The 20,564-nt window shown below is 58.6% G+C and carries 23 protein-coding genes; 8 read left to right on the top strand and 15 right to left on the bottom strand.

The genetic code is table 11. The annotated features are described in order from the left end of the window. Nucleotides 1–107 precede the first annotated feature (107 nt). The gene (locus DVR09_RS16610) at nucleotides 108–878 is read right to left on the bottom strand and encodes a MucR family transcriptional regulator (RefSeq protein WP_115418387.1); all 771 of its coding nucleotides are present in this window, start codon (nucleotides 876–878) and stop codon (nucleotides 108–110) included. A 383-nt stretch (nucleotides 879–1,261) separates the two neighbouring features. Between DVR09_RS16610 and DVR09_RS16615 the strand changes: the two genes are divergently transcribed. Then, entirely contained in the window at nucleotides 1,262–1,699 is a 438-nt protein-coding gene (locus DVR09_RS16615) for a M23 family metallopeptidase (RefSeq protein WP_234041635.1), read from the top strand. 6 nt (nucleotides 1,700–1,705) lie between these two features. Here the strand turns inward: DVR09_RS16615 and DVR09_RS17725 are convergent, their stop codons facing one another. Continuing rightward, the gene (locus DVR09_RS17725; protein ID WP_115418389.1) at nucleotides 1,706–2,137 is read right to left on the bottom strand and encodes a thermonuclease family protein; all 432 of its coding nucleotides are present in this window, start codon (nucleotides 2,135–2,137) and stop codon (nucleotides 1,706–1,708) included. 188 nt (nucleotides 2,138–2,325) lie between these two features. Between DVR09_RS17725 and DVR09_RS16625 the strand changes: the two genes are divergently transcribed. Beyond that, a complete protein-coding gene (locus DVR09_RS16625) occupies nucleotides 2,326–3,324 on the top strand; it encodes a hypothetical protein (RefSeq protein ID WP_162815074.1) in 999 nt (332 codons plus the stop codon). Continuing rightward, nucleotides 3,321–4,118, top strand: a complete 798-nt coding sequence (locus tag DVR09_RS16630) for a hypothetical protein (RefSeq protein ID WP_115418391.1) — start codon at nucleotides 3,321–3,323, stop codon at nucleotides 4,116–4,118. Before DVR09_RS16625 ends, DVR09_RS16630 begins: the two co-directional genes overlap by 4 nt. Here DVR09_RS16630 and DVR09_RS16635 read toward each other — a convergent pair. Then, on the bottom strand, nucleotides 4,115–5,140 hold the full coding sequence (locus DVR09_RS16635; protein WP_115418392.1) for an adenine nucleotide alpha hydrolase family protein: 1,026 nt from the start codon (nucleotides 5,138–5,140) through the stop codon (nucleotides 4,115–4,117). The two genes, DVR09_RS16630 and DVR09_RS16635, sit on opposite strands and share 4 nt — an antisense overlap. A 166-nt stretch (nucleotides 5,141–5,306) precedes the next feature. On the opposite strand from DVR09_RS16635, the gene DVR09_RS16640 reads away from it, so the two are divergent. The 4 genes from DVR09_RS16640 (at nucleotide 5,307) to DVR09_RS16655 (ending at nucleotide 11,268) form a co-directional block, all read left to right on the top strand. Continuing rightward, complete coding sequence (locus DVR09_RS16640) at nucleotides 5,307–5,729, top strand: hypothetical protein (RefSeq protein WP_115418393.1); 423 nt, start codon at nucleotides 5,307–5,309, stop codon at nucleotides 5,727–5,729. Nucleotides 5,730–5,808: 79 nt separating this feature from the next. After that, the gene (locus DVR09_RS16645; protein WP_162815075.1) at nucleotides 5,809–6,207 is read left to right on the top strand and encodes a hypothetical protein; all 399 of its coding nucleotides are present in this window, start codon (nucleotides 5,809–5,811) and stop codon (nucleotides 6,205–6,207) included. Between the two features lie 3 nt (nucleotides 6,208–6,210). After that, on the top strand, nucleotides 6,211–10,125 hold the full coding sequence (locus tag DVR09_RS16650; protein WP_115418395.1) for a putative sodium/potassium/calcium exchanger: 3,915 nt from the start codon (nucleotides 6,211–6,213) through the stop codon (nucleotides 10,123–10,125). A gap of 9 nt (nucleotides 10,126–10,134) precedes the next feature. Continuing rightward, nucleotides 10,135–11,268: a hypothetical protein gene (locus tag DVR09_RS16655; RefSeq protein WP_115418396.1), complete on the top strand. Its 1,134-nt coding sequence runs from the start codon at nucleotides 10,135–10,137 to the stop codon at nucleotides 11,266–11,268. A 307-nt stretch (nucleotides 11,269–11,575) separates the two neighbouring features. On the opposite strand, the gene dnaN is transcribed toward DVR09_RS16655, so the two are convergent. The 5 genes from dnaN to DVR09_RS16680 form a co-directional block, all read right to left on the bottom strand. After that, complete coding sequence (dnaN, locus tag DVR09_RS16665) at nucleotides 11,576–12,676, bottom strand: DNA polymerase III subunit beta (RefSeq protein ID WP_115418398.1); 1,101 nt, start codon at nucleotides 12,674–12,676, stop codon at nucleotides 11,576–11,578. 85 nt (nucleotides 12,677–12,761) lie between these two features. Then, a complete protein-coding gene (locus tag DVR09_RS16670; protein WP_115418399.1) occupies nucleotides 12,762–13,085 on the bottom strand; it encodes a hypothetical protein in 324 nt (107 codons plus the stop codon). Between the two features lie 40 nt (nucleotides 13,086–13,125). Continuing rightward, complete coding sequence (locus DVR09_RS16675) at nucleotides 13,126–14,472, bottom strand: helix-turn-helix domain-containing protein (RefSeq protein ID WP_115418400.1); 1,347 nt, start codon at nucleotides 14,470–14,472, stop codon at nucleotides 13,126–13,128. Between the two features lie 119 nt (nucleotides 14,473–14,591). After that, nucleotides 14,592–14,858: a hypothetical protein gene (locus tag DVR09_RS17340; protein WP_162815077.1), complete on the bottom strand. Its 267-nt coding sequence runs from the start codon at nucleotides 14,856–14,858 to the stop codon at nucleotides 14,592–14,594. Between the two features lie 239 nt (nucleotides 14,859–15,097). Beyond that, complete coding sequence (locus tag DVR09_RS16680) at nucleotides 15,098–15,640, bottom strand: hypothetical protein (protein WP_115418401.1); 543 nt, start codon at nucleotides 15,638–15,640, stop codon at nucleotides 15,098–15,100. Nucleotides 15,641–15,839: 199 nt separating this feature from the next. On the opposite strand from DVR09_RS16680, the gene DVR09_RS16685 reads away from it, so the two are divergent. Beyond that, complete coding sequence (locus DVR09_RS16685; protein WP_115418402.1) at nucleotides 15,840–16,076, top strand: DUF2312 domain-containing protein; 237 nt, start codon at nucleotides 15,840–15,842, stop codon at nucleotides 16,074–16,076. A gap of 74 nt (nucleotides 16,077–16,150) precedes the next feature. On the opposite strand, the gene DVR09_RS16690 is transcribed toward DVR09_RS16685, so the two are convergent. The 7 genes from DVR09_RS16690 to DVR09_RS16720 all read right to left on the bottom strand — a co-directional run bounded on the left by DVR09_RS16690 (nucleotide 16,151) and on the right by DVR09_RS16720 (nucleotide 20,561). Continuing rightward, nucleotides 16,151–16,651, bottom strand: coding sequence for a hypothetical protein (locus tag DVR09_RS16690; RefSeq protein WP_162815078.1), 501 nt, complete (start codon nucleotides 16,649–16,651; stop codon nucleotides 16,151–16,153). Between the two features lie 101 nt (nucleotides 16,652–16,752). Beyond that, nucleotides 16,753–17,637, bottom strand: a complete 885-nt coding sequence (locus DVR09_RS16695) for a hypothetical protein (RefSeq protein WP_115418404.1) — start codon at nucleotides 17,635–17,637, stop codon at nucleotides 16,753–16,755. A gap of 16 nt (nucleotides 17,638–17,653) precedes the next feature. Beyond that, nucleotides 17,654–17,977, bottom strand: coding sequence for a thioredoxin family protein (locus DVR09_RS16700; protein WP_115418405.1), 324 nt, complete (start codon nucleotides 17,975–17,977; stop codon nucleotides 17,654–17,656). A gap of 13 nt (nucleotides 17,978–17,990) precedes the next feature. Beyond that, a complete protein-coding gene (locus DVR09_RS16705) occupies nucleotides 17,991–18,686 on the bottom strand; it encodes a hypothetical protein (protein WP_115418406.1) in 696 nt (231 codons plus the stop codon). Between the two features lie 111 nt (nucleotides 18,687–18,797). Further along, a complete protein-coding gene (locus DVR09_RS16710) occupies nucleotides 18,798–19,664 on the bottom strand; it encodes a Mom family adenine methylcarbamoylation protein (protein WP_115418407.1) in 867 nt (288 codons plus the stop codon). A gap of 17 nt (nucleotides 19,665–19,681) precedes the next feature. Beyond that, complete coding sequence (locus DVR09_RS16715; RefSeq protein WP_115418408.1) at nucleotides 19,682–20,254, bottom strand: hypothetical protein; 573 nt, start codon at nucleotides 20,252–20,254, stop codon at nucleotides 19,682–19,684. Between the two features lie 73 nt (nucleotides 20,255–20,327). Further along, nucleotides 20,328–20,561 (bottom strand): hypothetical protein, encoded by a 234-nt coding sequence (locus DVR09_RS16720; protein ID WP_234041636.1) that lies wholly within the window; start codon nucleotides 20,559–20,561, stop codon nucleotides 20,328–20,330. Nucleotides 20,562–20,564: the final 3 nt, after the last annotated feature.

The following is a 20,564-nucleotide window of genomic DNA, read 5'->3' on the forward strand; positions in this document are numbered from 1 at the left end:
GCATTCAATTCTGGCATCCAGCTCTGACAGAGCATGCCCACTTCAATAGAAAAGGGCCGCCCCGATTTCTCGGGACGGCCCTTCCATTGTAGGAAAAAATCCGAAGATTAGTCCGCAGCGCGTTCCTTGCCCTGGATCAGCGGCTGTTTGCGGCGGGTGCCGACCTTGGCGGGCGACTTCGCGGTAGCGCCCTTGCCAGCCGTTTTTGCTGCCGCGGTGGTCTTCGGCGTGCTGGTGCGCGTGGCCTTGCCCTTCTTGCCGCGGGCACGGATGCTGCTGCCGAGGCCCGACTTCTTCGCAAGCGCGCGCTTGTTCTTGATGTATTCGGGCGGTGCCATCGGGTAGTCATCGGGAAGGTTCCACTTCTCGATGTACTGCTCGGGCGTCATGCCGTCGAAGTTCTTCCGCAGGTAGGACTTCAGGAGCTTCACCTCAGCGCCGTTTTCAAGGCAGATGATGTGGTTCGGGAATACCGAAGGGTGGATGTCGTTCGAAGCATCCAGCTTTGCGGCAGTCTTCGGGGCCAGACGGTCGGCAAGCCAAGGATCGAGACCCTTGAATTCGGGAGCCGAAAGGTCGTTGTGGCGCGGAAGCGCAACGAGGTTCGAGGTTTCTTCCTCGGGAGCCTCTTCTGCGGGCGCTTCGGGTGGTGCTTTCTCAGCTTCCTCGGCAGGCTTTGCCTTCTTGGATTCAGCCGGCTTGGCGGGAGCCGGGGCCTTTTTGGGCGCCGGAGCGGTGGAGCCTTCGCCTTCCTTGAGGTCGGCAAGGGTTCCATGAAGGTCCTTGACGAAGCCAGGAATATCCTTGGCGTCCATATCATTGCGCGCAACATGCGCAGCAACAATTTCGACGGTCATCTCCAGAACATTTTTCGACATTGGGGTACTTCCTCAGTTTATCAGGACGGAGCCTTTATCCGTGGGGGTAAAATTTGTTTTACAGACTTTCAGGCGGGATAAAAGGGGTTAAAACACGTAAATACTTGACGAGAGCGTGGATATGTGAGTCAAAGTTTTGCGTGTCCCATTGTGGTGCAAACAGGAAAGAACCTGTCGGGTTCCTGAAAGTTGCACCTTGACTATGGGAATTGTCCTTCAGGAAGAATCAAGGATCAGAGTAGCTAAGCACGGTTACGGGGAATTAAGACTTGCGGGGCAGAAGGATAACCCTCATTGTCGCAGGGCGCAGGATGATTTGGGATCAGTCCTCCTTAAAGCGCCTGCAGGCAAGCCAGTCTGTCTTTACGAACATCGGGGCAACGATGAAAAATTTCAGTCGATCGAAGATCGCGTTGGCGGTCGCCACTCTTATCCTGCCGGTAGCAACGCACGCGCAGATGACATCGGGCTTCGGCATGCGTGCCGATCCATTCCATGGGCGTGCGAAGAAGCATTCGGGCGTAGATCTGGCAAAGCCGACTGGCACTCCGATTTATGCGACAGCAAACGGGCATGTCGGCCGGGCAGGGATGGTCGGGAGCTATGGCAATCTTGTCGAGATCAACCATGGCAACGGGTATCAGACCCGCTACGCCCACATGCACCGCATTTTCGTGCGGTCGGGCCAATATGTTCAGCGCGGGACCAAGATCGGCGAAGTCGGTTCGACAGGCCGCTCTACTGGCCCGCATCTTCATTACGAAGTGCGGTATGAAGGGAAAGCCCTGGATCCGAAGCCCTATATCAGAGGGCAGCGATAAGTTGGATCACCGGCAGCGGTGATTTTTCCAGTAGCGGTCCCAGCGAAGGACGGTCCCCGACCTGACCATCGCGCAGGAAATATCGCCGCCCTTGGGCGAATAGCACCATGCTGCGGTTCGCGAGCCGCGTCCTGACCCAGTGCTATGGCAGCGCATTGTCGGACCTTTGACTAGGATGTGGCCGTGTGGGCTTTGACCGATAGGCACGCCGACTAGGCGGACGAGGTGGTCTCGAGCTGCTTCGGCACTCGCATCCGGGCAGGGCTGGTTGGAGCGGCAAGTTCCGTCGATTTCGCGAGCAGCTATTCCAGACAATCGAATGCGGGGCCCCTCAGCGCACCACACCGGCCCGTCACCGTCATAGACGTGTGTGGGCGTACAGGAGAAGGTCTCTCCTGCGGGGACGATTACGGCAGCGGCTAACAGCAAGAGAGACATTTCTTCTCCAGTTCGGAAATTTCGGAGCGACCATAGGAAGTGTTCTTCCTTGGATCAATCGCCGTCTAGGCTGGAAAAATCCCTGCAGAGCGGGATTTCGCAAGGCGAGTTCCTGAAAAATCCTAAATCCGTTGTTGACCCGAAGTTCCCAGAGGGTAAATTCGGGCCATAAAGGGGTCATATTGTAAATGAGTTTCTCGCTTCGTTCGCTGCCCGGGCAGTGTGCTGCTCTCGCGCTTGTTCTGGGCGCCACTAGCCCTGTGGCTGGCGGGCAGGGCGGTCAAGCGCATGTCGAGTGCATCGTGAATGATTTCTGGGCGGATCGTCAGAAGTCGTATCATGTGCCGTACCAAGGCTCGCCTCAGATACAGGCGAATGGGTATGGACCGGTGGTTCAGCCTATTCCGAGAACAGAAGCGCTTCGAGTGGTTTACAAGAGCACCGGTGCCGAGAGATTGCGCGGCTCTGCGAAGCGGCGCGTCCTTCGCTACGGCGTCCTTTGGCTGGTAGATCCAGCGATGCTTGGAGCGTCGGAAAGCGAAACCATATCAGCGCTTCTGCGGGCCGGCGCGGTCATTTCGCGATCGAATGGCGATGGCCGCGTTTATTTTCGCGCACGCAAGGCTGACGCAGAGCGCCTGGCAAAGCGGGCAGCGGGACTTTTGGGCCAGCGGGGAATTGTTACCCGACTGGAGACGACATATTCCCCGCGCAGATCATCGCGGCAGCCGAATACGATTGTGAGCTCGATAGGCGCGATGTCGTCGAGCGTGGCGATGATGCGGGTTGAGGGCCGTCTTTCGCGCTCCCCGCTTCAGTTCATCGAATTCATCCCGGCAGGAATGACGGTTCTTCCTTACGGCACGAGCTTTCTCGTGCATGTCCGTCCGAATGAATATCCTGCTTTGAGAAACTACATCGAGCAGGAGGGCAATAGCGTCCTGCTCGTTGGTGCTCGCAGCGAAGTCGTTGCGGGCGATCAGGCGAGCGGTGCGGTCCGCAGTTGCGGAGGAAGAGCGCTTTCGCGGCGTTTTCCGACGCCCGTCGTGACCTATGCCGGAAGAAACCTGGCAACACTCGATGTCGAGGGGCAGCAGCTTCGGGTTGCTGAAGGAGACACCGTGCTTGTTGTCCAGCGTCCGCAATGGGGTCGTGGTCTTGAAATAGCAGTGATGAGGTTCGGATGATTCTGGATAAAGTCGATTTCACCAAGGTCCGCCAGATCGTCGGTACGCACGAGATCCCGCATCTTAGCGGAACGGTAGGCATTCGCCTTCTTCGCACGAACGACGAAACGCCTGAGAACCTGAGGGCAGCCGGCGCCAAGTTCATGGGCGACGATGGCTGGTTCATCACGCGTGATGCTCCTGCCGATCTGATCTATTTGGAAAGCCATCTGCCGCGGTTTGCGCAGCAGTTTCTGGTGCCGAATGTGGTCGACCTGATCCCAAGCACCTCGTGGTTCGCGAGCCTTGCGAACCTTTTGACTCCAGCAGCATGGGGTGTGCTTCGCGACGAGTGCATCGCAGCAGCTGGCGGCTGCGAGGATTGTGGCACCGAGAAGAACCTCGAATGCCACGAGATCTGGGCTTACGACGAGGACAAGGGCGTGCAGACGCTTGAAAGTCTTCGCAGCGTCTGCGGATACTGCCATGAGGGATATCATCTCGGCTTGGCGAATGTTCGGAACCGGTATTGCACTGCATTCAACCGGCTGTGCACGATCAATCGCATCGAAGACCATGAGCGTTCGGATTACGACGCGCTGATTTTCGAGAAGTATCTCCGCCGTTCGGATACGGAATGGGTTCTGAACCTTGGCCTTCTGGAAGGCAAGGAGCTGCGAGTTCGCGGGAAATACACCGAAATCGCACCGGGCCTGATCGCAGGTGAAAGCGGCCACGGTGAAATCCAGGTCGGCATCACCGGCGTGACGGTGAGAGCGACAATGGCAGACGGAGAGAAGGTTCTGATCGGCTAAGCGGCGAGGGCCTTCGGGCCCTCCGCATTCTCGAGCGCCTCTTTCCGCAGCAAGTGTCCGATTTCGTCGTCGGGATAGTGGAGAGGCGGGTCGTTCTGCGGAACTAGGGTGAATCCATCTGGGTCGTTATCGTCTTTGACGATCAGACCCTCATCAAGAGCCCACTGGTTCCAGTTTCCTGAGCGATTGTCTCGCTTGCGCGTGCTGCGCCAGAGGCCGTCGGACTTCTTCAGCTTTGGCATCGCATTCGTTTCAAGAACGAGCGCGCGACGAAACAGATTCGGATGCTTGTGGTGCAGCCATTTCAGCTCTTCTGGTTTGTTGGCGCTGCAGAAAAAACAGGCGCTCTTGAGCGGAATCGGGAGGCCAACCGAACGAATGAGGCGGGCACAATCGAGCCTGTCCATTCCTAGCTCGCGCAAGAGGAAAAGCGTGTCATATTCGGGGGTTTGAGCGATGCCGCCGCGCCGTCGGTCTTTGGCGCCGGCGTCGAATCCGATGAGCTTGACAACACGTTCGCCGCGTTCCCAGCAATCGATGGCAGGCTGCCAGCCAGGCTGAGCCGGACGTTTGCCCTTGGCGGGCACACCCTTGAGCCACTGGTGGATGCCATCTTGCTTCCATTTTATGGAGCAGCTCTTTCGCCCAAGAGCGATCCCCGGGAGGATGCCGTTCGTGAGGCATTCCTGCTCGAGGGTGTCATAAGGCGCCTTCACAGGGCAGTAACGCGCGATCGTGACCTGGATGCCATATTGGCGCAGCCAGTTGTTGAAGGTTTCGATGTAGTCGTAGGTTTCGGGGCGTTCGCTGCCAGTGTCAGCGAAGATGATCAGGTCCGGAACGCGACCAAGTTGGATGAGGGCGATCGTCATCGCGACCGAGTCCACTCCCATGCCCAGGCTTACCATTACCGGCCGATCCAGCGTCTTGTCTTTGATGGCGTCGAGGAGTCCCGACTTCGCCGCCGCAGCCGCCCGGCCGTCTTGTGACGATTGGAAGATGTCCAGTTGACTCTTTTTCATTACTTCATTCCCTTCAGCGCAAGCTGGCTCCCCCTTCCTCAAAGACGCTGCCGGGAGGCTGCGGAGTTGGAAAACTCACAATTACCTCTGGGAAATTCGGAGGATTTTCCGCTTTCCACGGGACATGCGGAGGGATAGTAAAGAGGTCATATTCCGAAGGGGCTAAATGACTTACTCTACCGAGCTTGCCGCGCGTTTGCGCGATGACCTTATTGCCGCGTCACCTGAAGTGGTGAAAGCGCTGCCAATTGCGGAAGCGCTTTCTATTGCGGCGAGGTTGGACCTTGTAAAAGAGGCGAAGAACAAGGTCGACGGCCTGATTGATGTCTGGCCGTCTGAAGTAAGAGCCATGCCGGATTTGGGGTCGGAAGCGCCCGCCGCTCCGAAGAAGGCTAAGAGGCTGAAAGAAATGCAGCGCCGACTTTCTATGGCGTTGGAGGTCTCTGCGAAGGGGGCAGATCTCCTAGGGGGCGATGAAGAGCAGGCAATCAACCTTGTTGTGGCCTGGTTGATGTCTCGAGGAGGCACAGAACTGCGCCTGCCCGATGGCCGCATTCTGGATGTTTCAGGGAAAATCACTCTGCACTAAACATTCGCTTCCCCCAATCCGCAGGGTCCGTTATGGTTGGGACTTCCAAAGTTCCAGAAATCCATGAGGATGGGGGCATATGTCTGATAAGAAATACCCTTGGGGCAACCAAGCCCCTGCCGCGCGCCTGAAAGGCTTGGAGACGAAACTCGCCAAGTCGGAAGAAACGCGAGAGAAGCTCGTCGATGACCACAAGAAGAAGCTGGCGACGCACGATGAAGGTCTTCGGGAAATCCGCAGCGATATTCGCCAGGTCTCGAACTATATCGAGAAGGCTGAAGCGGAAGCGCGTGCGGCGAGATTGTCTAGCCTCCTGACCGGCCTTCTGGAAGGCGAAGACGCTGATGCTCTGGATCAGGCGATGAAGGATGGCACGCTTCAGGAAAAGCTGAAGTCGGCAACCAAGGCGGCCGTTTCGGAGGCTGAAGGAAAGCCGAAAGCTGCGCCCAAGGAAGAGAAGCCGAAAGCGAAGGCGTAAGGCATGAGCGCATTTTTCGATAAATTCGACGCGAAGGCCCGCATTGGGATGTGGGCCGCCCTTTCTGCCATCGCGTTGGTGGCTGGATGGCTAATCCTGAGTCGGATGGCGAGCGGACCGTTGTCTGCCTTGATGGTGGCCGCGATTTTGGCCGCCGGGGGAGTGTCCTTGCAGGCCGAGGCTTGGCCTAGCCGCCCTCCGGCGTGGGCCAACGAATTTATCGAGAAATGGAAGAAAATGCGCTCGCGATCGACGAAGTCGGTTGCAGGCAAGTTCGCATGGAACTTAGGGCGAAGCGCCATTGCGGGGATCTGCATGTGGCTTGCCTTGAGTGAATTCGCTGACGTTTCTGGCGTTCTTTCCAAGGCGATGATTTTTGGGTTCGCATTTTCTGCGGGCTTTTTTGGAGTTGGCCCGTCTGCGTGGGCAGGGATTGTGGTCTTCTTCCTCGGCCATCGTCTTGCGCTGATGGGCCTGAATGTCGATTTTGCAAATCCGGCGTCGAGGGCAGCATTGGACCGCGCCTGGGCGGGGGGCGGTTCGATGTCCTGGTGGTGGCCTATCGGGATGGCTGCAGCGGCTCCGATCTGGATTTTGCTCGCCTTCGTCATGAAGGTGCTGAGCAAGAAGCTGTTGGACGAGATGGGCGAAATTCGTGCCGCAAAAGAGGCAAAGAAGAAGATCGACGCTCGTCGAGCTCGCCTCAAGCAGCGCGAGGAAGAAGAAGAGACAGACGAGCTGATTGAGGCCCGCCTGGCGAGGGAAGCCGCAGAGCGTCGGGTTTCGTCGATCGCTCGCGGTAAAGATGGATCTCTCCCGCAATCTGACGGCGCTGGGGGCGCCGACGATGAAGATGCGGATGAGATGAGTGCAGTTGAAAAGCTTATGGAAGAGAAGAACGTGGGGCAACTGAAACGCTATATCACTCAGGCAGCTGCCCTGATGCAGTCGGAGAAGGATGGCCTGGATACGAACACGGAGGCTCGCCGGAGCTTCGACCGTGTCGTCCAAGCGCTCGACGACAGCGAGCTTGCTAGGCTGCGCAAGGGGGACCTGCCTGGATGGGAAACCCTGGAGGCCTACTACAACAAGCTGTGCGGCATCGAACAGACTGCGATGTCTGGCGGCGACGGTGATGTTGTGACGATTCAGCGCGAGGACGCGGAGGCGGAAGGGTCGCGCTGGTCGGATGACAGTGTTGTCCCGGACGTCATGGACGAAATGGCGGCGGCTGATGCGGCGCACTCTCCGAGCGCGGCGGTCGAAGAACCTGATCTTTCTGGCGGGTCCGAGGAGGCCGAAGAAGAGGATGAGCCAGTCGGCGACATCCTTTCCGAGGGCAATGTGCCTGCGCCGGTTCATCGCCGGGCAAGCGACATGAACGAGATCGAGAACATGCTGGCGTCTCCGAAGCAGAAGGATTCCAGCTTCCGTGAAGGGCCGGATGGCACGCCGGAAGGTGAGCAGGAGCTCCCGACCGCTGGCGAAATCAATGACGCCCTCGAAGGGAATGGTACGGTGGAAGAGAACGACGTGACTGATGATCCCTATTCGTCCATCGACCGGCTCGGGGACAATCCAGACGTTATCTCGGAGGATGACGATCTGGATGGTTTCAACGAGATCGAAGGCGATGCGGCCCAGCCTAAGGTTGAGGCTGATGCCGAGCTGGGCGAGCCTGTCGGTTCCTTCGATGAACCCGCTGAAGTTCCTGACGAGGAAGATGGGTCGGGTGATGCTGAAGCTGACGAGCCGACCGATGATTTCGATGGGCTAGACGACTATCTTCTCGAGCAGGACTCCGCTGATGCTGACGCTGACGCCTCTTTCGGTCCCGACGGTCTCATCGAAGACGAGGAAGACGAAGCTGGTGTTGAGACTGCTGGCACGGCTGAAACCGCGTCTTCTCCCGAAGTCGAGGAAGACGCCGATGTAAACGCAACTGCGGAGCCGGCTGTTGCTGGCGATGTGGCCGGCGATGAAACTGCGCGCGTCGCAGCCGAAGATGCAGCGCCTGAGGTCGAAGTCGTTGAAGCGGAAGCTCCTGCGTGGGAAATCAAGCCTGCTCTTGCCGCCGCTCGCATCATGATGGGCAAGGTCGATCGTGACCTCGTAATGAAGACCATAGGCATGTTCAAAACGGCCGAAGAGATGGGTGAATCCGTGGGCCTTCCGGCCGAGGAAATCGAATCTGTTTTCGAAGCGTATCAGGCCAAGGTCGATGGCGCCGTGGAGGAGAAGAAACTCGAAGCCGCTCTGGATGCCGAAGTCCTCGATGGCGTCCGCTCTGGGGTAGCTGCGCTCGAAGGGATGGAGTGGGAAGCTGATGCTGACCTCTCCAAGCGAGCCGCCGTTTTCATCGAGGCGAAGGAAGAAGAGGCCCGTGCGGCCGAAGCGAAGCGCCTGGAGGAAGAAGAGCGCAAACGGGCAGAGGAAGAGGCGGAGCGTGCCCGTTTGGAAGAAGAGCGCCGTGCTGAAGAAGAGAAGAAGCGCCGGGAGGAAGAGGCTGCAGCACAGGCCGAGAAGGAACGTGAGGAAGCCGAAGCCGAGAAGGCCCGTCTTGCCGAACTTGAAAAGGATCGGATGAAATTCGGCATCCACCTGTTGAGCGGACAGTATGGCGATGAGCTTCTGTCTGTGGGCGGCGATCTTTTCCCGGATGTCGAAACGCTTGCGACCACTTTGGGGGTCGAAACCTATGTGGTCGAGAAGCAGTTCAAGACCTTCGAAGAGAAGCGGATCGCGAAGGAAAAGTTCGACGCGCTTTATGACGCGTGGAAGTCGCAGGATCTTGGCCTCGTGCTGACGTTGCTCGATGATACGAGCGACATGGAGGCTTATGACGACACCGAAAACGCCATCGAAGATATAAAGTCGTGGGCGGAGAGCGAGAAGCGGCGTCAGGAAGTGGCCGGGCTGACCGAGAAGGTCGACAAGGGGAACGGCCCGCGTGGCGACGACAATCAGAAGAAGTTTATCATCAAGCGTTGCAAGACGACGGATGAGCAAATCGACATTATCGAGAACCAGCTGCCGAATGCGCTGTCGATAGCCGATAGCCTGGCGAAGGCTCGGGGTGCCATGGGCGCCGCCGCGCCGAAGTCATTCCTCGATGAGGAAGACAAGGCGATGATGCAGGCCGCACGGCTTGCCGCGATCGTGGTCGCAGCTGAGCGTGAATGCAAAGAGTATGCGATGGCATTCTTCCCGGGGGACAATGGCGCCTCTGGTCCGAAGGTTTGGGAACGGATCGTGAAGCTTGCGGAACGGTCCGACGGGAAAGCCCCGAAGCCGACTGAAGATAGCAGCGAGGGCGAGGCGGAAGCTGAAGCTAAGCCGAAGTTCGCGCAGATTGCTCCGGCAGCGCACGATGGTCCGAAGCTGCGGTCTTTCGAGGAGCTCCAGAAAGCTGACGTGAAAGCTGAGCTGGCGAAGATAGAAGTGCCCGTTACCCACGAGCTGGACTGGTACAATCGCGAGTATCGCCGCAAGTGGGCAAGTGAATTCCCTGATGGGTTCAACGGCTTCCAGACGAACGACGAGAAGGGCTTCTTTGACGTTCCGGTTGAAGGCGGCGTCATCCGCATGCGGACGATGAAGTCCAAAATGCCGGTGTGGGCAGAGCATCGGCCTGGCCACAAAGCAGGCGACCGCGTCCATCTGATGGAGGTCGAGGATGGCAAGGCCAAGTTCTCGACCTTGGATGAAGCTGTGTTCAAGAACACTGTTGGAGGATACTTCGGCGGCGAGGAAAAAATCCTCGGCGTCATTCTGGTTGCTCCTGGGATTTCCGAGGAAGGTATCAGGACTTTTGACAGGATGGTTAAGGAGGTCCGTGGCGGCCCCGTAATTATCCTGAACGCGAGCTTGAAAGAGGACGATATTTCTGCTTTTCTCAAGCGGATTAAGAATGCTTAGGGGCAATCGATGAAAACTCTCCGTGCGGCAGCTCTGGCTGCCTCCTTCCTATGCGCAATTCCGACTGCGGCTTCGGCTGCTAATCCAGCTCCGGAAACGCTGAATCAATGCGGCTTCCTGGAAGAAGCGCCGATCTTCGGGATGGGCACTCCGGCCGGCACTGCGGCGACTCCGATCCTTCAGCCTATCGAGCAGGGCATCGTTGCTCGCGGCGATAAGTCGGACAGGCTTCGCAATGTGCCGGTTCCAGCCACGAATATCGATGGCTGGACAAGCGACTATGCAATGATGCGTCTCTCGCATCTGGCAGGCAAGCCCATCTGGGCGCTCACCGAAGACGGACAGCCGGGCGATATCATTTCGCTGCAGGTTCCTCCGAGCAGCCTCGCCCAGGCTTTCGACATGATCGCGGAGCAGAAGGGCAAGCGGTGGCGGTACGATGGCGAGAAGGTTTATCTTCTTGGCGGCCGCGAATGGTCGATGCCACTGCCCGCTAGCCGCGATGTTGCGCTCGCTGTTCGCGATGCTCTCGAGAAGCATAATGTGGATGTGACCTATGAAGGTCACCGCATTCGCTTTCAGGCTGATAATGATGGTGTTGCGCGGATCTCGGCTATCGTGGGCCAGGTGTATGCGCAGGATCGTCTGAACCCGTACGATGTGAAGTTCTATCGCGTTTACCCGACGAAGGGTCAGATCGACTGGGCGACTTTGATCGAGCGCACGGATGCAATCGAGACGGTGTCGTTCGAAGGGAAGGGCGCAACGGTGGTTCTGGATCCGACAGCTGGTGCAGTCGTCGATGCCTTCCTTGCGCGCGAAGGCCGCGTGGACGTGCTTGGCTCGGCGACGATGGTCGCAGGGAAATCTGGCTCGGGCTCGTCGCATGCCGCAGGCTGCGGGAACAACGTCATGGGCGCCCGCGGTATCGAACTGGCCGGTGGCGCTTTCGAGCGGGGCCGCGTTGGTCTCTCGTACTCGATCCTCGGTTCTGCAAATCAGCAAGCTGGGAAGCTCGCGGTCGTGCCCGGCTCTGTGGTTGTCATCGCAGACGCTGAGCCTGAACAGGGCGCCTACATGGTCGCCGTGGTTCGCCCTCGCATTCTGGAACTTCAGGGGCCGGCCCAGATGGCCGCCCGATAGAAGGCGCTCCCTAAGCGTAGAAAAGGCCCGAGGGAAACCTCGGGCCTTTTTTGTGGCTGAGCCAGATAGAGGTGCTGGTCTACTCTGGGATTGTGGTCGTGCGTTGATGCACACCTGCGATGGGCTGCAAGCAAATTGCTCCGCCCTCATGACAGGCCAGAGCGTCACCCAGGTGTTCAACCAGGATTGTTTCGATCCGGGCACAGAGCGCCTGAGCCTCGCCAGCGGTTGCCGGCGGGGTCTTCAGGTCTAGCTGTAGCGGGAATGTCTGAATGGCCATGGGCGTTCTTTACACTTTTACTGCCGTCTACACCCGCATCGGCATCAGGATAAACCAGTCATCGGTGTCATTCTGGGGCCGGATGAGAACGGGCGAGGTGGGATCACCAATGGCAACTTCGACGTCCGAGTTCGAGCACTGCTTGAGGATGTCGCGGAGGTATCCAGCGTTGAAACCGATTTCGACGCCGTCGCCGGTGTAGTCGATCGCGAGCTCTTCGTTCGCAACGCCCATATCGACGCTGTTCACGGTGAGCTGGAGGATGTTCTTGTCGAGGCTGACCTTGACCGCGCGGGTCTTTTCAGTCGCGACAGTGGAAACACGGTCGATCGCGCGCTCGAGGTCCTGGGCTGCAATCTTGAAGACCTTGTCGTTCCCGCTCGGGATGACGCGCGCGTAATCCGGATACGTGCCGTCGACGAGCTTGGAGACGAAGACGAGATTTCCCATCTCGATGCGCATCTTCGAAGACGAAAGTGCGATCTTCACATCGGTTTCGAAGTCGTCGATTACCTTGAGGATCTCGCCGACCGCCTTGCGCGGGATGATGGCACCATCGATGTCGCCGGCGCCTTCGGGGCGCTTGATCTTGATGCGGGCGAGTCGATGTCCGTCCGTAGCAGCTGCGAAGAGCGTATCGTCGACGGTGTGGATGTAGATGCCGTTGAGGTAGTAGCGGGTTTCTTCGGTCGAGACAGCGAAGCGCGACCGGCCAAGAATGCCGCCAAGGTCTTCCGCCGAGAGGGTGAACTCGTTGGGGAGATCGCCAGGCACGATGACGGGGAATTCGTCAGGCGCGAGAACGGGAAGGGTGAAGCGCGAGCGGCCGGCGGCGATCGTCATGCGGCCGTTGTCGAGCGTCATGCTGATCTGCGAACCGTCGGGAAGCTTGCGGACAATGTCGAACAGCATGTGGGCCGAGATGGTGGTCTTGCCGGGACTGATGACCTCAGCGGGGATCACTTCGGTGGCCTGGAGGTCGAGGTCGGTGACGGTGAAGGTCAGCGAGCCATCCTCGGCGGAAATCATGACGTTGCTCAGGATCGGCAGCGTGTTGCGCCGTTCGACGACACTCTGCAGATGGCCGAGAGTCTGGAGTAGCGCAGCGCGCTCAAGCGAAATTTTCATAGTGGTAAACCCTCTGTTGGGGGAAAATTGTAGGGAAGTTGGAAAGGCGAAGCCAAGGAAAACTTCTGTCGCTCAGGAAGAATCCTCAGCGGTTGATGATCTGCTTGGCCTCTTCGATCGCATCGACAGGGTTCGCAGCCTCGACCACGAGCGTGAACTTGGCCTCGAAGGTCCAATTGCGCTCATCATCACCTTCCTCCTCCTCGACGCAGGTGACCTCGACCTCGATGTCATCCTGCTCCTCGGTGAGGTCGGTGCCAGGGTCGACAGGGGATGCATCTTCCTGTTCGAACATCCACTGGCCCATGAACTCACGGGCATCACTATTTGCGTGGCGTTCAGCCTCGCTGCTGTCGCTTGCGGTCACGTCGATGCCTTCGGCTACGAGCTCGACCCTGAAGAGATCCATGGGATCTTACCTTTCGTTTGTGGCTGGGGTGTTCCACCCCTCATGCCACCTCATATTCCACCTTTATTCCGGCGTTGCCTGTCGACGCCTTCAGCGCGCTTTCGACAGCGCTGCCGAAATTGGTCCCGATCCACTGGGCGACAAACTGGTTGGGCGCCTTGAGGATGACATTGGAGCCAGACTGTTCCACCTGGACATTGGCGAACCATCGGTCGTGAATGTCCGGTCCAAGCTGTCTGCGAAGCGCCTTGTTCCATTCGGCCTCGGCGACAAAGCTGCTCGTGGTGGTAGAAGCCGGACGAGCCTTCGTGCTCGAGCTGGCAACCACTTGTGGAGACGTCACCGAGGATAGGTGGGCAGAGAGCTTGGTTGCACCGTCGTTGTTCCGCGGAGCGGGTGCTGACGCACCTTTAGAGGGAGTAGGCTTAGAGCGAGCAGTATTCGCTGCGCGCTTGGCTGCTTGGGCGATGATATCGGATGCATTGCCGCTCAGAGCCATGCGCAGGAGCCATCCGAAGTAGCGGTCAGTCGAGGCCTTGCGCTTGGGGTCCTTGTCGGCAATGGCGAGCAGGGCCAGCGCACCTTCGAAACCGAATTGGCGTTTGGCTTGGGTCCAACCGAGATGAGACGCCCTTCCGGAACCGGACAACTGGGAGAGGATATGCACCTCCTGTGCGTTGATATCCCCCGTCCGGTCCCAATCAGCGTCACCGTTCGAGCTAACCTCGCGCTTCAGGTCAGGACTTACCGCGTCGAGTGTGCGTGCTACTGCAAGAAGGTGATTGTTTGGTCTGTTATGGGTGTCATTCTCGACACCCTGGGATGACGTATCTGTCACTCGAACCGGACGCTCAATCCGGTCGGCTTCGAGGCTGAGCTCCATCTGCTTCTGTTCGCGCTCGATCTTCCGCTGGGTCTGGATAGCGACAAGGTCAGCCTCGATTTCGATGTGGCGCATTGCGAGGGGAGTGAGGTCGAACGCGGTGCGCCGGTTGATGCCATTGTAGCAGCGCCGGAGAAGGCCCTTAGCTTCGAGCTCGTCGGCCAGGCGCTGGATGGACCGTTTGGAGTAGCCCAGCTCATCAGCGAGCCGCTGGTTTCCCGGAAAGGCAACGAAGCGAACCTTTGGGTTCTCTGCCTGATCCATGCCGAGATAGCCGATCAGGTGCACAAGCAACAAACGAGCCTGCGGACTGGCGCTAGCGCGCGTCGCGGCTTTTATCAGCCGGTAATTCGGGATCGTCTCGAGTGTGGAGCGTCCGATAGTGGAGACCTGGGTGATTTCTTCCCAGTCGTCATGGCGTTTTGCGACCCCGAGCTGCGTGGCTGGGACTTTCTGGATGAGTTCCATTGTTTTTGAGCAATATCCGTCGGCGCGTGCCGTCATGCATTGACGACCCGCTAGGTGGCGGCTATGTTGCTTGTCAGAACAGGTGGTCAGCCGTTCGAAAAGCAACGATTGAGAGGACGGCGTGGGCTGCAACCCGCGCCGTTCTTGCGTTTGGGCTAGGTCATTCTGGATCCTCTGGCTTCGCGGTGCGCGATCGCCTCCTTCAGAAGCGTATCGATGATGAGACCACGACGCTCTTTGCCTCGCATCCCGTCAAGGCGGGAAACGAGGTCAGAATCCAGATCGAGTGAGACCATCCGCCGACCGCTATTGGTCAAACGGCGCTCATACTCGCGGTTGGAGTAGAGATTGGACGCAGGAGTGCGCTGCCCGCGCAAGCGGTGAGCGGCATTCTGCGAATGCTGTGTATCGGACTTGCCCAAAATATATCCCCTGGAGGCGAGTCGTGGTGGAAGTCATGTGGCATAGCGGCCCAACTTCCATATGGAAACAGGAAAATTCGCAGCAATTTAGGAAAAAGCAGGATGGCTCCCGCGAATCGCAGGGAATCTGCGGGACTCACTTAGCAGGAAAAATTTCCGTGTCTCGCGAAATTTCCTGATCGGGAGGCAAAAAAGAAGCCCCGACTGCGGTGCAGCCGGGGCTTGGACGTTGTTGGAGATTACCAGGCGGCAACTGCGGCCGACGGTTGGATCTCCATTTTGGCGAGGTATTCGCGAACCTTTTCAGGTCCGATGCCCCAGAGCTTTGCGATCTCGACGAGGCGTCCCTGGCTCTCGTCAGAGACGGGAGCGGCCGACGCCTTGAGCTGGACGACGAGCATCTCGAAGCGATCGAGGATGATCGTGGGCTCGTTCTTGTAAACGCGGCGAACCTCGCGGGCCCAGTGCTTCCAGCCATCACCGGTTGTGAAGGCGGCATTCCGGAGCAGGTTGCGAAGCTCAGCCGTTTCCGGCTCGTCGGGCGTGAGAAGACCGTGCACCTTGTAGGTGTCGTCGTTCATGTCGCCGTTGAGCGTCAGAAGCTTCACGGAGAGAAGGCGGTAGGCGATCTTGCCTCGACGGATGAGGACATCACGGCTTGTGTTCGATTGACCAGCGAAGGTCAGGTAGAGCCACGTAAGGGTGCCAAGCCCGCCCGCCAGGAGAACCGACGGGAAGAGCAGAAAGGCGATCAGGGCGACGAGGATGGGCAGGAAAAACATAATTTCTTCAACGCTAGGGGTTACACCCAAAGATAGCGTTCATTCACTCCCTCTTACTCCCCGGACGCCGCGGTCCATAGCCTTGGAATAGCAAGGCTGAAAAGATGAATTCGTGATAGACCCACGGCTCAGGATTCCTTAGGATTTTCCCACGGCAGCAGATTATCGCTGTCTCCAACCAGATAAGGAAATCCACTCTATGGCTGAAGCCACCGACGACCGCCTGCGCCTGCTTATCGAGCGCATCGAACGCCTCGAGGAAGAAAAGAAGGGCATCGCCGACGATATCCGCGACGTGTACGCAGAAGCGAAGGCAGTTGGCTACGATACGAAGATCATGCGCCAGATCGTTCGTCTGCGCAAAATGCAGCCCGACGAGCGCACCGAGCAGGAAACGATCCTGGATACCTACAAGGCAGCGCTGGGCATGGGCTAACGCCCAGAAGCTTCCTGAAACGCAAAAGGGCCGGCAATGCCGGCCCTTTTTACATCGTAGTCTGGGAGGTTTGGCTATTCGGCTGCCATCGGGAGAAGATCGAGGTTGTGGTCGTCGAGCTGCTCCATCGCGCTGGTCTCGAGAATGCGCTTGAAGCTTTCGGTCATCATCTCGGAGAAAAGGACGTTCTCGACCGGCAGCCAGTCGCCGCATGTATCTTCGACTTCGTAGAAGAGGATGTCGGGATATTCGTCGTTCTCGACGGCGCGGAAATGGACGCGAACCGACTCATTGTATTCGGGAATTTCGAAGTCGACTTCGTGATACTCGGACCGTTCGTCCTCATCGACCTCGAAGGTGTGGTAGAGGATGTCGTCCTTGGCCGACTTGGAGAGAACACGCGAGATCGGGAGATCTTCGAGCGTGAAGCGCTCGTCGCCTCGTCTGATTTGAAAGCCGAGGATCTCAACGGAGTTGGCCTGGCTGTCGATCTGAGGCTGGAAATTGAGGACCGCGTAGGTCGCAGTCTCACCTCGTACGAGGACGATGCTTTTGGCTGTGCTGTGCGTAATCAAGAAAAATACCCCCAAACATCCACAGACTAGATGTGCTGCAAGATGTTTGGGGGCAAATTATCCTCGCGTCAATGAAAGACTGAGGATGCAGTAGGGAAGAATTAGGAACTGTGCTCCGCAGAGGCTTCAATTCCCTCGCAACCCTTGGCCATGGCTTCGGCGATAACGCCGACTGGCTGTGCGCCCGGATCGGCGGCGAAGATCGCGGCAGTCACGGTGCCTGCCGCGTACTGGTGGTTCTCGACCGGGCATGCCTTCGAGTGCGAATAGCCGCGGACGAGGCCGGTGAGGTAGATCGCGATATGCTCATCGGACATCGTCTTGATGAGGTCGACGGTATAGCCGCGCAGCGGCGCCTGGGCACACGAAGCCTTGTCTTCGCTGAGCGAGGCGAGGGCTTCGGTGAGTTCTTCCGTCGGCTTGTCCGCGAAGCTGTTCGTGATCAGCTCATTGTTCAGGTCGGAATTCGACTTCCCAGGAAAGCAGGGGGCACCGGGACCGGCGGCTGAAAATCCGTCAGCGTTGCCCATGATGAGAAGATAGCGCTCGGTTTCGTCGATATCGGCCCAAGTCTCGCTGGGAGTGTCGACGGGTGCGTCGCCCCCAGCCACGGCCGCCGCGACAGCGTCCTTGACGGCCTGGTTGGCGTCGGCGGGCTTGGGCTTGACCGAGACCTTGATGGCGATCGAGCCGCTCGAGCTTGCACCGGCTGCGGTGTTCTTCTCGGTGTGGCCGGCGACCGAGGGAGCAGGAACGACACGAAGTTCGTTGCTGACGTCGGCTTTGCTTTTCGCAACCTGCTTGTTCTCGGCTTCGGCCTGGAGCTTGTCGGCGATGATCTGCGCGTTGGTGACGGTTGCGCCGACACGCATGAGACCGGCCGCAGTCGATTTCGAGCCTGAGACCGCATCCTTTTCAGGCATCGCGGTCGACATGGATGGGATGGCGGCAAGCGCCAAGGCGGCGAGGAGAGTGATCTTCTTCATAGGAATGGTCCTTGGATTAAAGGCCGTTTTCGCCGAGCCACTCGTTGAGCTCGTCGTAATTGCCCGAGCCCCGGCGGGCGACTTCCTCGCCATCCTTGTAGAGGACGACCAGGGGAAGGGTGGTGACGTTCATCTCGACGCCGACCATCGGGTCTTCGTCACTGTCGAACTTGGCGAAACGGATTTCGCCCTTGCGGTCTTCGGCAAGGCGCTCGAGCTCAGGCTCCATGCGCGTGCAGAAGCCGCACCATTCGGCACCGAGCACGGCAACGAGAGGCGAGCTGGCATCTGCCATCTGGCCCTTGAAGACGTTGGAATCGGTGCAGTGTTGCAAACTCATTTCTTTTTCCTTTTTAGCGTTCGGCGCCAACCTTTTGCCCGAACCCCAGAAGGGCACGGTCGCGAGGACCTCGCGTGAGGTCGGAGGGCGGTGCGAGTGGTTTCGAGAGAAGTCCGCGCTGTGCGCGGCCAACTGGCTGGGCAGGCACGTCCATGGTTTTGGTCGACATCTGCCGTTCGTCGAGACGAAGGATCGTTGCGACGGCGAACTTGGTGTGCTCGTTTTCGATGCGGTCGTACTTGCCAGCCGCGATCGAGGAGAGGTCGTCCATCGATGCGCTATTGAACGCCCGTCCCGGGTTCACGCCGTTGCGCTGGAGAAGACCCATAGGCTGGAGCGCTTCGCGATTGGCTTCGGGCGAGGCGAGATGGCCCAGAGGGTCCTTGCCGCCTTCCGCAACGATACGACGTGCGGCAGCTTCCTGCATCAGCACATCGAGCATGATGTTCCGAGTGACATCCGATTCAGGCATCGTCTGCGCGGAGTTGCCAGCAATCTGCCGGTCGATAGCGGAAGCCAGGCGTATCTGGGTCGCGCGGTCGTCGCTGGGCGCCAGCTCGTTCGAATGCAGGAGGCTCATGGCCTTCGCGGCAGGAACGTGGATCTTGTCGTCGCGGCGTCGGAGAGCGACTGCCCCCGGAGTGCGGGAACCGTCCTGCCCGGACGCTTCAGCGGCAGCCATGCTGTTTATGGCGCGAACAGTTTCCATGTTGAGACCTTTCTTGCGGCAGATGTGTGGGCATTATTGTCCCACCACCGCAGGATATCGTCAATGCTCGTGCGTGGATTATTCTGGAAGTGTTAGGAAATTCTTCCCGAGTTACGCGGCTTTTTTGAGAAGGGGGAGGAGAGTGACATCATCTCCCACAGGATTCGGGTCAAGGACAGGGTAATCGAGTTCCGGAAGTTCCCTGCCGGCCAGCCGCGCGGCTTTGGTAAGCGGGAAAGCATAGATGTGATTGCCATTATGCCTTCTGCGAGAGAAGAACTGGGTTTCCTGCAAGTGCTTCAGCCATTCACGGGTGTCGTGACCAGGCTTCGGCGCTCCTCGCTTGACGAGGTCGTCGATAGCGTAGGCGCTTCCTGTCTCGTGATTGCGGATCTTCGATAGCGCGCGCTCGGACACGATCTGCCCGTCTGGGGTGAAGGTCTCCATGCGGGGCTTAGTGCGGCCTCGACATAGGGCTGACGATGCGGCGTAGATTTGGCCGACATGCCCGGGAAGTCGGATCGAGCCGTCTGCGCAGTATCGGCGCATGGGGTCCGCGTAGGAGACGACAGCAAGGATTTCCGGCTTCTCTTGGCGCAGGGCCTTGAAGGCGCGACTGATGAACCAAGTCTCGCCGTTGCCAGCCACCTCATCGAGGAGGACCAGCCGCCCGAGGTCGGCGCCCTGGCGGAAGTCTTCGAGGCCAGTGTGCTTCGGTATCGAAGCGCAGTTCATGGGAACTGAGAATGTGCACACTCCTACAAGGCGAGATGATCCGGCAGCGCCATTGCGGTAGAGGCCTACGCTCAAGCGCGAGGCGGGGAATGAGCCGCTGTAGTGGTGTTCCTCGACAAAAGGCTTGGCGGTGCGGTGGCAATCTATGACATCGACTGCGAATTCGCTTGGATCGATGACCGTGCCAGCCGGCACGAACTTGTCGCGCCTATCGCGCCACCGTTGCGAGCGATCTGTGATCATTGCTTGATCTGTCCTGATTAAACGGGGGTTGGCGTCGGGCGCGCGGAAAGCACGGCTTTCAAGCGGGTGAGGGCGGCTTCGGCTTCGTGTGGTCCGAAGCCCTGAACCTGAGCGATTACGACCTGGTCGCCTTCCTGTTTGCGGGTGACCATATGTCCGTTCGAGGTGTTGAAGTAGATGAAGGCGTCTTCAACCAGCCGGAAGTGCTCGAAGTTCTCTTTCGATGTCTCGAGAACGAGCATCTGACCGTCGGAGGGCTCGACGACGAGATTCCATGTGTGCTCGGACGAATAGGGGAGATCCGCCCAGGCAATATGGCGGTCGTGATGGAGCGGCTGGGCGCCGCGCACGGAGATGATCTGGACGTCGGGGGTGACGGCAAGGAATGAAGCGCCTTCGTTGGCGCGGCGCATCTTGCTCAAGCCATGATGGGTGGCCCATTCCTTGTCTTCTGGATCGATGTTGCGGACGAGCAACTCAACCGGAGCCGGCCGGCTGGGATCGAACTCATCATCTTCGAGGTCCTCGAAGAGGTGGGCGTTCTCTACTGCGCAGGTTAGTTCGCGAGGTGGAGCAAGTTGAATGCCCATGCCTTTTCCTTCTCAATGCTAGCTTGAATGCAGCATCGTCGAAGACAGTCAGAACTGGGGGAGATGGGGAGGTTTAAGCGCTGAGGTTTTTCTGGCGCAGGTCGACGTAGTCGATGAGTGCGCCGCCGGCGATGAACACGACCAGGGTGGAGGCACCGAGCATCATGTAGCCCACTCCTCCGGGATATTGGACAAAGTAGTGATGCCCGCGTTCGAGTGCGCCCACTGCGATTGCGTAGATCACCAGTCCAGCGTCGAACTTCGTGCTGATACGCATCAGATTTTTCAGGCGCTTCAGCACTTTCATTCT

Source organism: Erythrobacter aureus (assembly GCF_003355455.1).
GTDB classification, from domain to species: Bacteria; Pseudomonadota; Alphaproteobacteria; order Sphingomonadales; family Sphingomonadaceae; genus Qipengyuania; species Qipengyuania aurea.